The organism is Pigmentiphaga sp. MLSB6-MA01 (assembly GCF_058793475.1).
In genome coordinates, this window is sequence record NZ_JBXAFV010000009.1 from 87817 (window position 1) to 100031 (window position 12215).

12 protein-coding genes are annotated in these 12215 nt (G+C 67.2%); 10 read left to right on the forward strand and 2 right to left on the reverse strand.

Going from position 1 to position 12215, the window contains the following annotated elements; translation table 11 throughout:
- Nucleotides 1-20: 20 nt before the first annotated feature.
- Nucleotides 21-941, reverse strand: a complete 921-nt coding sequence (epsC, locus tag AC1Q6E_RS16010) for a serine O-acetyltransferase EpsC (protein WP_152798258.1) — start codon at nucleotides 939-941, stop codon at nucleotides 21-23.
- Between the two features lie 197 nt (nucleotides 942-1138).
- Here epsC and AC1Q6E_RS16015 point away from each other — a divergent pair, with 197 nt between their 5' ends.
- The 10 genes from AC1Q6E_RS16015 (at nucleotide 1139) to AC1Q6E_RS16060 (ending at nucleotide 10688) form a co-directional block, all read left to right on the forward strand.
- A complete protein-coding gene (locus AC1Q6E_RS16015; RefSeq protein ID WP_152798257.1) occupies nucleotides 1139-2290 on the forward strand; it encodes an ABC transporter substrate-binding protein in 1152 nt (383 codons plus the stop codon).
- 234 nt (nucleotides 2291-2524) lie between these two features.
- Nucleotides 2525-3406 (forward strand): branched-chain amino acid ABC transporter permease, encoded by an 882-nt coding sequence (locus tag AC1Q6E_RS16020; protein WP_296555688.1) that lies wholly within the window; start codon nucleotides 2525-2527, stop codon nucleotides 3404-3406.
- Nucleotides 3407-3421: 15 nt separating this feature from the next.
- Complete coding sequence (locus AC1Q6E_RS16025; protein WP_152798255.1) at nucleotides 3422-4282, forward strand: branched-chain amino acid ABC transporter permease; 861 nt, start codon at nucleotides 3422-3424, stop codon at nucleotides 4280-4282.
- A gap of 1 nt (nucleotide 4283) precedes the next feature.
- A complete protein-coding gene (locus tag AC1Q6E_RS16030) occupies nucleotides 4284-5063 on the forward strand; it encodes an ABC transporter ATP-binding protein (RefSeq protein WP_152798254.1) in 780 nt (259 codons plus the stop codon).
- Nucleotides 5060-5773, forward strand: a complete 714-nt coding sequence (locus AC1Q6E_RS16035) for an ABC transporter ATP-binding protein (protein ID WP_492573090.1) — start codon at nucleotides 5060-5062, stop codon at nucleotides 5771-5773. The genes AC1Q6E_RS16030 and AC1Q6E_RS16035 overlap by 4 nt, the downstream gene beginning before the upstream one ends.
- A 21-nt stretch (nucleotides 5774-5794) precedes the next feature.
- Complete coding sequence (gene gcvA / locus AC1Q6E_RS16040; protein ID WP_492573091.1) at nucleotides 5795-6745, forward strand: transcriptional regulator GcvA; 951 nt, start codon at nucleotides 5795-5797, stop codon at nucleotides 6743-6745.
- An 88-nt stretch (nucleotides 6746-6833) separates the two neighbouring features.
- On the forward strand, nucleotides 6834-7625 hold the full coding sequence (locus AC1Q6E_RS16045; RefSeq protein WP_296555680.1) for a class II aldolase/adducin family protein: 792 nt from the start codon (nucleotides 6834-6836) through the stop codon (nucleotides 7623-7625).
- Between the two features lie 41 nt (nucleotides 7626-7666).
- Nucleotides 7667-8656, forward strand: a complete 990-nt coding sequence (locus AC1Q6E_RS16050) for a Bug family tripartite tricarboxylate transporter substrate binding protein (protein WP_492573092.1) — start codon at nucleotides 7667-7669, stop codon at nucleotides 8654-8656.
- Nucleotides 8657-8765: 109 nt separating this feature from the next.
- Nucleotides 8766-10049 (forward strand): MFS transporter, encoded by a 1284-nt coding sequence (locus AC1Q6E_RS16055; protein WP_152798252.1) that lies wholly within the window; start codon nucleotides 8766-8768, stop codon nucleotides 10047-10049.
- Between the two features lie 132 nt (nucleotides 10050-10181).
- The gene (locus AC1Q6E_RS16060) at nucleotides 10182-10688 is read left to right on the forward strand and encodes a hypothetical protein (RefSeq protein ID WP_152798251.1); all 507 of its coding nucleotides are present in this window, start codon (nucleotides 10182-10184) and stop codon (nucleotides 10686-10688) included.
- A gap of 61 nt (nucleotides 10689-10749) precedes the next feature.
- On the opposite strand, the gene AC1Q6E_RS16065 is transcribed toward AC1Q6E_RS16060, so the two are convergent.
- Nucleotides 10750-12201 carry an aldehyde dehydrogenase gene (locus tag AC1Q6E_RS16065; RefSeq protein ID WP_152798250.1) on the reverse strand — a complete coding sequence of 484 codons (1452 nt, stop codon included), beginning with the start codon at nucleotides 12199-12201 and terminating at the stop codon, nucleotides 10750-10752.
- Between the last annotated feature and the right edge of the window lie 14 nt (nucleotides 12202-12215).

Consider the following 12215-nt stretch of genomic DNA (forward strand, 5'->3'; position numbering starts at 1 on the left):
AGCCAGCTTCCCGGCTGGTGTCAGTCTTCCAGGTTCTTGGCCTGGTTGACGTTGGTATCGGCGGGCACGCTCTGGGTCAGCCAGACATTGCCGCCGACCGTCGAGCCCCGGCCGATGGTGATGCGGCCCAGGATGGTCGCGCCGGCGTAGATGACCACGTCGTCTTCCACGATGGGGTGGCGGGCGATGCCCTTGGTCAGCTTGCCGTCGGGGTCGGCGGGGAAGCGCTTGGCGCCCAGCGTGACGGCCTGGTAGAGGCGGACGCGTTCGCCGATGATCGTGGTTTCGCCGATCACCACGCCCGTGCCGTGGTCGATGAAGAAGCTGGCGCCGATCTGCGCGGCCGGATGGATGTCGATGCCGGTGGCCGAATGGGCGATGTCAGAGATCAGCCGTGCCAGGAAGGGCGCGCCCAGCTTGTGGATGGCGTGGGCCAGCCGGTAGTGGATGATGGCCTTGATCCCGGGGTAGGACAGCAGGATTTCGGAGATGCTGGTGGCCGCCGGGTCGCCCTGGTAGGCGGCATGCAGGTCGCTGACCAGCATGGCGCGGATGGCCGGCAGTTGCGAGGCGAAGCGGCGGGTGAGCTCCACCGCCTTGCCCTGCAGGTTCTGCTTGTCGTGCGTGTCCGGCGCTTCCGAGAAATACAGCGCCCGGCGGACCTGTTCACAGAGCAGGTTGAGCGTGGCGTTCAGGGTGTTGCCGACGAAATAGTCGATGCTGTCGTCGGTCAGCTTGCAGCGGCCGTAGTGCGTGGGGAAGAGCGCGGCCGACAGGCCGTCCAGCACGGTGACCAGGGCCTCGCGCGAGGGCAGTTCGCGCACCCGGTCCAGGTAGCGGATCTTGTGCTCGATCTCGCGCGAGGTGCGAAGCTGCTCGACGATATCGGCCAGATGCCACTCGGGGGCGATGTCCGGGGACGGCGTTTGCGGTAGGTTCATGACGGAAAAAATGGGTTGCGTGGGCAATGTCCACAAGCATAGTCCAAGCGGCTTTCCCCGCTAGGGGAAACCCTTTCGGCTCGTCTGGTATGGCCCGAAAAGGTAGAATATCGCCCCAAGTCGTCCGTGCATGGGCCCGCGCTGTCCCCGCGCCGCAGGCGTCCACGCGCAAACGCGATACCTATAGGGACACTCACATGAACCGCATTTTCAGTCAATCGCTGGTGGCAGCGGCCGCGCTCGGCGCCGCTGCGTTCGCCCAGGCCGCCGACGTCAAGATCGGCCTCGCGGCAGCCTTGTCCGGCGGTGCCGGCCAGTACGGCGCCGCCATCCGCAACGGCTTCCAGCTCGCCGCCGACGAGCTCAATGCCGCGGGCGGCGTCAGCGGCAACGCCATCAAGCTGGTCATCGAAGACGAACAGGGCAAGAAGGAAGAGGCCATCAACGTCTTCAAGAAACTGGTGTTCCAGGACAAGGTCGTGCTGATCTTCGGCCCGACGCTGTCCAACTCGGCCCAGGCCGCCGATCCGATCGCGCAGGCCGCCAAGACCCCGGTGTTCGGCACTTCCAACACCGCGGACGGCATCACCTCCATCGGCAACTATGTCTTCCGCAATTCGGTCACCGAGGCCGACGTGCTGCCCGAGACCATCCGCGTCGCCGCCAAGCACAACGGCATCAAGAAAGTCGCGGTGTTCTACGGCAACGACGACGTCTTCACCAAGAGCGGCTACGACAATTTCAAGAAAGCCCTGGAAGACCTGAAGATCCCGGTCACCACGACCGAGACCTTCGCCAAGGGGGATGTCGACTTCAAGGCCCAGCTGACCAAGATCAAGGCCACCAATCCCGATGCCGTGGTGCTGTCGGCGTTGATCGCCGAGGGCGGTCCCATCATGGTGCAAGCGCGCCAGCTGGGCCTGAACGTGCCCTTCATCGGCGGCAACGGCATGAACTCGGTCAAGGTGTTCGACCTGGCCAAGGAACGGGCCGACGGCCTGTGGGTCGGCAGCCCCTGGTCCATCGAGAACGGCACCCCCGAGAACACCAGGTTCATCGCCGCCTACAAGGCGAAGTACAATGTGGCGCCCGACCAGTTCGCCGCCCAGGCCTACGACGCGATGCACATCGTGGCCGAAGCCCTGAAGAAGGTGAAGCTCTCCGGCAACCTGCAGGCCGACCGCGCCGCCCTCCAGGCGGCGCTGCCCGCGGTGAAGATCACCGGCGCGACCGGAGCCTTCCAGTTCCGCCAGGCCAAGGGCGCCGCCGGCAAGCCCGGCGGCTACGATGCGGTCCAGACCCCCATCGTGATGGTCACCCGCGGCGGCCGCTACGTCATCGAGAAATAAGCGGCACCCGCGGACCCCGCCGGCCTCGCGCCGGCGATCCGAAAGGGCGCGGGACTCCCGCGCCCTTTGTAATAGTAGGGCTCATGCCCATTTTCCATTGGTAATCTTGCTGCTTCGCTCCTGTATCCGGCCCCGGCACAAAATGGGCCGCCAGATCCAGGGCGCCGAGGATCCGGCTTCGCCGGTCCGCCAGCGCCGCCCCCTGGGGGGCGCGCGAAGCGCGTAGGGGGGGGCATGCTACAACAGCAACTCGTCAACGCACTATCGCTCGGGTGCGTCTACGCTTTGTTCGCGCTCGGCTTCACGCTGGTATTCGGCGTGCTGGGCGTCATCAATCTCTCGCACGGCGCGGTGTTCATGGTGGGCGCCTACGTGGCGCTGCAACTGATCACCCAGTTCGACCTGCCCTTGTGGGCCGGCCTCGTCGCCGCGGCGCTGGGCAGCGGCATCGTCGGCATCCTGATCGACGTGCTCATCCTCAAGCGCCTGCGCGAGCGCAACGCGCCCCACCTCATTCCCATGATTGCCACCATAGGCGTGGCCATCGCGCTCAACAGCGGCATGCAGGGCATCTACGGGGCCGCCAACATGCGCTTCCCATCCGGCCTGGTGCCGGACGACGCGATCGAGATCGCCGGGCTGCACATGACCGTGATCGAACTCATCATCATCTTCATGTCGTTCGCGCTCATGGCCGCGCTGATGGTGGTCATGAAGCGGACCCAGCTGGGCAGGGGGCTGCGCGCCATCGCCGAGTCGCCCAAGGCGGCCTCGCTGCTGGGCATCAACGTCGAGGGGCTGTTCATGCTGACGTCCTTCGCCGCGGCGGCCCTGGGAGGCGTGGCCGGCGTGATGATCGGCCTCTACTCCAACGCGGTGTTCCCGCTGATGGGCCAGCCCATGCTGCACAAGGGCATCGCCGTCATCATCCTGGGCGGCATGGGCGACATACGCGGCGCCATGATAGGCGGGCTGTTCCTGGGGTTTGCGGAAGTGCTGTCGGTGGCCTATGTCGGGTCCACCATGCGCGACGCCGTGGCGTTCGGCCTCCTGTTCCTGATCCTGCTCGTTCGTCCGCAGGGCTTGTTCGGCAAAGTGCTGGAACGCAAGGCATAAGGACGCGGACAAGAAATGGAATGGTTCGATAATTTCTGGTCGATCTACAGCAACCTGGTGCTGACCCTCGGCACCAATGCCTTGCTGGCCCTGTCGATCTACCTGACGCTCTCGTGCGGCATGCTGGCCATGGCCAATGCCGCCTTCATGGGGATAGGCGCCTATACCGCGTCGATCCTGACGATGAACTTCGAAATGCCTTTCACCGTGGCGCTGCTGGGCGGCATGGCCGCTCCCATGCTGGTGGCCTTCGTCATCGGCAAGCCCACGCTGCGCCTGTCCGGGGTCTACCTGGCCATGGCCACGCTAGGATTCGGCGAAGTGGTGCGGGTCGTGATCCTGAACACGGAGTCGTGGACGGGCGGCGCGCTGGGCCTGAACGGTATTCCCCAGCTGACGCAGTGGTGGCACATCGCACTGGCCGTGGTGCTGGCGCTGGCCGTGCTGTTCCGGCTGCGGCGCTCCAAGGTCGGCCGCGCGTTCGAGGCCATCAAGGAGGACGAGACCGCCGCCGGGCTGATGGGCATCGACGTCAACAACACCAAGATGCTGGCGTTCGTGCTGGGGGCGTTGCTGGCCGGGCTCGCGGGTGCGTTGAACGCGCACCTGACCTTCTTCATCGGTCCCAACGAATACGGATTCGACCGGGGCGTCGAGATCCTGACCATGACGATCCTGGGCGGCATCGGCAGCCTGGCCGGGCCGGTGGCGGGCGCCGTGATCCTGACGCTGCTGCCCGAGACGCTGCGCGCATTCAACGATTTCCGGCTCGTGATCAATGGCGTGATCCTGGTCCTGATCGTGCTGTTCCTGCCCAAGGGGATATGGGATCCGGCGCTGCTGCGCAGCTGGTTCCGCCGGCGGAGGAGCACCTGACATGCTGAAACTCCAATCCATTTCCAAGAGCTTCGGCGGGCTGCACGTGCTGCAGGACGTCAACATCGAGGTTCCGCAAGGGACGATCTTCGGCCTGATCGGTCCCAACGGCGCGGGCAAGACGACGGTGTTCAACCTGATCACCGGGCTGCTCGAACCCTCGGGCGGCACGCTGACCTTCGACGGCGAGGATCTCGCGGGCGCCAAGCCGCACCAGATCACCCGGCGCGGCATCGCCCGCACGTTCCAGAACATCCGCATCTTCAAGGAAATGTCGCTGCTCGAAAACGTGGTGGTCGGCATGCACCGCCACCTCGACTACGGCCCGGCGGGCCTGTTGCTGGCGCTGCCCGGATTCCGGGCCCAGGAACGCCGCGCGCGCGAACGGGCTCTGGAGCTCCTGTCCTGGGTCAAGCTGGACCACAAGGCGCACCAGGTCGCGGACAACCTGTCCTACGGCGACCAGCGCAAGCTGGAGCTGGCCCGCGCGCTGGCGACCGAGCCGCAATTGCTGCTGCTGGACGAACCCGTGGCGGGCATGAACACCGGCGAGAAAGTGGACCTGATGGCCGAGATCGAGAACATCAAGGCGCGGGGCTACACCATTTTCATGATCGAGCACGACATGCGTTTCGTGATGGGCCTGTGCGACCGGATCGCGGTCCTGAATTTCGGACGGATCATCGCCGAGGGCCTGCCCGAGCAGATCCGTACCAACCCGATGGTGATCGAAGCCTATCTGGGCCGCGAGGACGACGTGGCGGACGAGGTGCAGGCATGAATCCGCTGCTGAACGTCTCCGGCCTGAAGGTGGCCTACGGCCAGGTCGCCGCGGTCAAGGGAATCGACCTCGAATTGCGCGAGGGGGAGATCACCACGCTGGTCGGCGCCAACGGCGCGGGCAAGTCGACCACGCTGCTGGCGCTGTCGGGCCTGACTCCCAAGGAAGCGGGCTCGGTGTCGTTCCAGGGCGAGGATATCTCGCGCCTGGCGCCGCACCGGATCGTTGCCAAGGGCATCGTGCAGGTCGCCGAAGGCCGCGCCATCCTGACCACGATGACGGTGCGCGAGAACCTCGAGCTGGGCGCCTATACCCGCCGCGACAAGGGTGGGATCGGTGCCGACCTGGACCGCGTGTTCGAACTCTTTCCCCGGCTCAAGGAACGCCTGGACGGCATGGCGGGCAACCTGTCCGGCGGCGAGCAGCAGATGCTGGCGATCGGCCGGGCGCTGATGGCCAAGCCACGGCTCTTGCTGCTGGACGAACCGTCCATGGGGCTGGCGCCCATCATCGTGCAAGAGATCTTCCGCATCCTGCGCGAGATCAACCGGCAGGGGCTGACGATCTTCCTGGTCGAGCAGAACGTGCGGCAGGCGCTCAAGATCGCGCATCGCGGCTATGTGCTCGAAACGGGAACCATCGCACTGTCCGGCTCCGGCAAGGAACTGCTGGGCGATCGCCGCCTGGTGGAAGCCTATCTCGGCGGCTGACCGCCGCGTCCAGGTGATGCCGTGAAGCTGCCCCTGCCTCCGATGAAGTCGCTGCGAGCCTTCGAGGCCTCGGCGCGGTTGATGAGCTTCACGGCGGCCGCCGACGAGCTCTGCGTCACGCAGGTGGCGGTCAGCCGCCAGGTCCGCGGCCTGGAGGATTTCCTGGGCGTGGAATTGTTCGACCGGCGGGGGCAGTCGATCGCGCTGACCAAGGCGGGCAGCCGCTACTATCCCGCGGTGCGCCGGGCGCTCAACGACCTGGCGTTCGCCACTTCCCAGCTCAGCCGGCGCGGGCAGCCGCAGGTGCTTTCCATCCTGGCCTACAACACGTTCGCGCAATGCTGGCTGATTCCCATGCTGCCGGCTTTCCACGAACAGCATCCCGCCGTCGAGATCCGGCTGTCGGCGTCCTCGGCCCTGGTCGATTTCAATCACCAGGATTTCGATGCCGCCATCCGGTTCGGAGTGCCGGACATGCCGGGGATCGACGTCGACATGCTGGCGCCCATCGAGCTCGTTCCGGTCATGAGCCCGGATCTGCTGGCGAAGACCGGCGGTTCGCCGGACATCTCGGCCATGCTCGAGTTGCCATTGCTGCATTCGCTCGCCCGCCCGGGGGATTGGGAGGGGTGGTTCCGCCATGCGGGGCTCGTGAGCGATCATGCCGGCCGGGGCCACAAGTTCGAGAGTTCGCTCATGGCCTACGAGGCGGCGATACGCGGCCTGGGCGTGGCGCTGGGCGTCAGGATCCTGGTCGAAGGTTATCTGGCTTCGGGGCAGCTCGTCGCGCCTTTCGACGGATCCTATCGGCCCGCGGGGGGCTATTTTCTCGTGCATCCCAAGGACCGGGCCCCCACCGCCGCGTTCCGGGCGTTCCGCCGATGGCTGTTGTCCGAACTGGGCTCGCGCGCCGACGATGTGATGGATGATCCGCCCATGCCGCAGCCGCTTGCGGCCAGCCCTACAAAATAGTTGGCCTGATCCGACCGAAAAGTCATTTTCCCGCCGCGTCGAGAGTGCGCAGAATGCATGGCACGACTTTGCGCAGGAGGAATCGACGATGGCTGAATTGGCGGACCTGGGAATCGCATCCATGCGGTCCCGATGTTCCGAGGCCGAATGGGAGGCCCGGATCAATCTCGCGGCGTGCTATCGCCTGATCGAGTTCTATGGGATGGCCGACATGGCCGCCAACCATATCTCGGCCCGGGTGCCCGGCGAGGAAAACGCGTTCCTGATCAACGCCTACGGGTTGCTGTACGAGGAAATCACCGCATCGAGCCTGATCAAGATCAACGCCGCCGGCGAGGTCCTGAGCGCGCCCGACTTCGGGCCGGACCTGAGGTACGGCGTCAACCGCGCGGGCTTCGTCATCCACAGCGCGATCCACCAGGCCAGGCACGAACTGTCGTGCGTCATCCATACGCACACCTGGCCCGGGATGGCCGTGTCGGCGCTCGAATGCGGCCTCCTGCCGCTGGCGCAGACGTCCATGCGCTTCGTCAACATCAGCTACCACGACTACCAGGGCGTCGTGCTGGACGAGGCGGAACAGGCTTCCCTGGTGGACGACCTGGGCGACAACAACGCCATGATCCTGAGGAACCATGGATTGCTGACCGTCGGGCGGACCATACCCGAGGCGTTCAACGCCATGCACCGCCTGGAGCTGTCCTGCAAGCTGCAACTGGCGGCCATGGCCTGCAACAGTCCGCTGAACCCCGTTCCCCAGGAAGTCCTGGACAAGACCTACATGAACTACCAGCCGCAGACCCGGCGGCCGTACGGCGTCATGGAATGGCCCGCGCTGCTGCGCAAGCTGGACCGGATCGATCCGGGCTACCGGCTATAGCTTGCACCACGGCAGAACAGAATCAAGACAACGGAGACATCATGACTTTCCTGGCACCTTCCTGGCGCATGGCCCTTGGCGCCGCCTGTGTGGCAATCGCGGGACCGCTGCTGGCCGGCCCGGCCCTGGCGGCTTCCTTTCCCGAGCGGCCGCTCAAGCTTGTCGTTCCCTTTCCGCCCGGCGGGGGGACGGACCTGGTCGGCCGCATCGTCGCCGAGAAGATGGGCGAGTATTTCCGCAAGCCGGTCATCGTCGAGAACCGGCCGGGCGGCGGCACGGTGATCGGCACCGACTACGTCGCCAAGAGTCCGCCCGACGGCTATGCCATCGTGATGGGGACCTTCGCCTACGCGGTCAATCCCAGCCTCCAGGAGAAGCTGCCGTACTCCAACGAGACCTCGCTGGTTGCCGCCGGCATGGTGGCCAAGGCGCCGAACGTGCTGGTGGTGAATCCGCAGCGCCCCTATAAGACGGTTGCCGAACTGATCGCCTATGCGAAGGACCATCCCGGGAAGATCAACTACGGGTCCAACGGCAACGGCACTTCCGCGCACCTGGCGGGCGCGCTGTTCGCGACGCTGTCCGGAACGGAACTGACGCACGTGCCGTACAAGGGCGCGGCGCCCGCGCTGAACGACCTGATCGGCGGACAGATCGACGTCATTTTCTCGACCATTCCCGGCGCCCTGAGCTACATCAAGGCGGGCAAGCTGCGGGCGCTGGCCGTGACCTCGGCCGACCGGTCGGCGGTGTTGCCGGACCTGCCCACCGTGGCCGAGGCCGGGGTGGCGGGGTACGACGCCCAGGCCTGGTACGGTTTTCTCGTTCCGGCCGGCACGCCGGCGCCGGTCATCGACAGCCTGAACCGGGCGATCAACCATGCCGCCGAGACGCCGACGTTCCAACGCCTGGTCAAGGAAGAGGGCCTGATCAAGGTGACGGGCGATCCGGGTTCGATGGACCGATACATGCGCGACGAGGAGATCCGCTGGCGCAAGATCATCCGGGACGCCGGCCTGCAACCGAACTGAGGCCCGCGCCTCACGGGGCGGCCATGTGCCCGCCCCGGCAAAAGCACGATATCCTCCGCTCTTCGGCGCCCGGGTGAAGCCGGGCGCGCATCAGCCAGGAGATCGCTTCGTGCAAGCAAGGCATTCCCCGCCGACCCGGATCGCGTTGCCGGTCGGCTTCATCGTCGTGCTGGGCTTGCTGGCCGGCCTGCCGCCCTTGTCCATCGACATCAGCCTGCCCGGGCTGCCCGCCATCGGCGCCGAACTCGGCGCCACCGACTCGCAGATGCAGGCGACACTGGGCGCGTTCATGCTGACCTTCGGATTCGGCCAACTGGCCTGGGGGCCTTTGTCCGATCGCCATGGGCGCCTGCGCGTCATCCTGCTCGGCCTGGCCGTGTACGTGGCGGCGGCCGTCGCCTGCACGCTGGCCGCGGACGGCGCGGCGCTGATCGGCTGGCGAGCGGTCCAGGGCTTCGGCGCGTCGGCCGCGTCGGTGGCCGGCATCGCGCTGGTCCGCGACGTCTTTCCCCAGCCACAGCAGCGGGCCACCATCCAATCCTTCATCGTCGCGGTGCTGAGCCTGGCGCCCATCGTCGCGCCGCTGATCGGGGCGTTCGTCATCCACGCGGTGGGCTGGCGCGGGCTGTTCGCGGTGCTGGCCGGGGCGGGGGTGCTGCTGGCCGTCATCGTCGGGATCAGCCTGCGGGCGGGCCGGCTGCGCGCGCTCCGAGGCGTCCAGCCCACCGGGCCCGCATCCGACGATGCCGGAGCCGGCCAGCCGATACACGAAGGCGCCGGACGCCCGGCGGGCTATCGCGCCTTTCTGGCGCTGCCCCATGCACGCGCCCTGTCGTGCGCGCTGGGCGTCGTGTTCTGCGGCATGTTCGTTTTCATCAGTGGTTCGCCTTTCGTGCTGATCGACGGCATGGGCGTGTCCAGTCCGGTCTATGCGATCGCGTTCGCGCTGGCTTCGGCCGCGGTGCTGGCGGGATCGCTGGCGACCGCGCGCCTCTCGCAGCGGGGCGTGCCGCCCCAGCGTGTGCTGTACGCGGGCGTGCGCGGCGCGGCCTGCGCCGGACTGGCGGCGCTCGCGGTCGGCCTTGCGCTGCGCGGCGCGCATGGGCAATGGTGGGAGATCGCCGTCTTCGTCGTGGCGATGGCGGCCAGTCTTTTCTTCGGCGGCTTCATCATGCCGGCCATCTTCGCGCTGGGATTGCAGGACGCCGGAGCGATGGCGGGCGTGGGCGCCGCGGTGCTGGGCGCATCGCAGATGCTGGGCGGGGCGCTGGGCAGCACGGCCGTGGGCGCGCTGCCGGTCGAACCCATCGTCGCGGTGGGCGCGCTTGCCGCGCTGTGCGGCGTGACGATATGGATCATCGCCCGCGTCACGTTCGGCCGGACGTCATCGTGATGATCGTGCGCGATGCCATGACGTGACATGACGCGTGGCGCCGAAGAAAAAATTTTCGTCATTGACGCCTAAAAGGGTTGACATTGCTTTGAGCACCATTAACACTTCGGGCCTCGACTTTTAGAGATTGATATGGTTAAGAAATCGCAACCCGTTAAGGCCGCCGCCAAGCCGGCAGCCAAGAAGCCGGCCGCGAAGGTCGCCAAGAAAGCCGCTCCGGCCAAGTCCGCCGGCGTGCTGGCGAAGCTCGAAGCCGCCGCCGTGCGTCTGGGCGATGCCGCCAAGAAGGCGCTCGAGCGTTCGGAGAAGGCCCGCAAGGACGCCGCTCAGCGCGTGAGCCTTTACGAGAAGGCCGTCAAGGCCGCCGTGAAGGAAGCCAAGGCTGTCGTGGCCGCAGGCGACAAGAAGCCTGCTGCCAAGAAAGCCAAGGCCGCCGCTCCGGCCAAGAAGGCTGCTGCCAAGCCCGTCGCCAAGGCTGCCAAGCCCGCGGTGAAGCCGGCCGCCAAGCCCGCCGCCAAGCCGGCTGCCAAGCCTGCCGCGAAGAAGCCCGCCGCCAAGCGCGTGGCGAAGAAGGCTGTTGCTCCGGTTGCCGCTCCGGCCGCCGCCGAACAGCAGGCCGCTTCGGCTCCCGCCGCCTGACAGGCTGCTGGATGAAAAATGCCGCCCCTCGGGGCGGCATTTTTTTTGCCTGTCGGCGGCGTCAGAACGGATAGTGCCGGGGCGTCGTCTGGACGGTGATCCAGCGCAGTTCGGTGAATTCGTGGATGCCGGCCTTGCCGCCGAAGCGGCCGTAGCCGCTGGCCTTGACGCCGCCGAACGGCATCTGCGCCTCGTCGTGCACGGTGGGGCCGTTGATGTGGCAGATGCCGCTTTCGATGCGTCCTGCCACTTCCATCGCTCGCGCGATGTCGCGGCTGAAGACGGCCGATGATAGTCCGTACTCGCTGTCGTTGGCGACGCGGATGGCTTCTTCGGTGCCGCTGACCCGGACGATGCAGACCACCGGACCAAAGGATTCTTCGCCATAGATTTCCATGGCCGGCGTCACCCTGTCGAGAACGGTGGCCGCCATGATGCTGCCTTCGATGTTGCCGCCGGCGATGAGTCTGGCTCCTTTGGACACGGCATCGTCGATCAGGCGCCGGATGCGCTGGATGGCCTCTGGCGTCACGACGGCGCCCAGCACGACGTCGTCGCGGCGGGGATCGCCCGCGGGCAACGAGGCGGCCTTGGCGGCGAGACGGGCGGCGAAGGCATCGGCGATGGCGTCGTCGACGACCAGACGCTCGGTGGACATGCAGATCTGGCCCTGGTTCATGAAGGCGCCGAAGGCCGCCGCGTCGACCGCGGCGTCGAGGTCGGCGTCGTCGAGCACCAGCAGCGGCGCCTTGCCGCCCAGCTCCAGCAAGACGGGTTTCAGGTGGCGGGCGGCGCTCTGGGCGACGATACGGCCGACGCGGGTCGAGCCGGTGAAGTTGACCCGCCGGATCGCGGGATGGGCGATCAGGGCCTCGACCACGGCGGGCGCGTCGTCGGGGGCGTTGGAGACGACGTTGACGGCGCCAGCCGGCAGGCCGGCGTCGCGCAGGGTCCGCGCGATCAGGTGGTGGGTGGCGGGGCAGAGTTCCGAGACCTTGAACACGACGGTGTTGCCGCAGGCCAGCGGCATGGCGATCGAGCGCGTGCCGAGGATGACGGGGGCGTTCCAGGGCGCGATGCCCAGCACCACGCCCACCGGCTGGCGCACGGCCATGGCCAGGCTGCCCGGGATGTCGGACGGGATCACTTCGCCGGCGATCTGCGTCGTCATGGCGGCGGCTTCGCGCAGGATGCCGGCGGCCAGATGCGCATTGAATCCGGCCCAGCCGCGCGTGGCGCCGGTTTCGGCGATCATGCGGGCGATGAAGTCGGGCGTGCGCTCGTCCAGCAGGTCGGCCGCTCGGTTCAGGAGGCGCCGGCGCTCGTTCGGGCCCAGCGCGGCCCAGGCGGGAAAGGCCGCCGCGGCGGCATCGGCGGCGGCGCGGGCATCGGCCACCGTGGCGGCCGCGGCGCGCGTGCTGTCCGCGCCGGTGACCGGGTCGCGGCGCACGAACGTGGCACCGCCGGTGGCGTCGCGGTCTTCGTCGTCGATCAGGAGCTTGATGTCGAACATGGGTAGGACTCCAG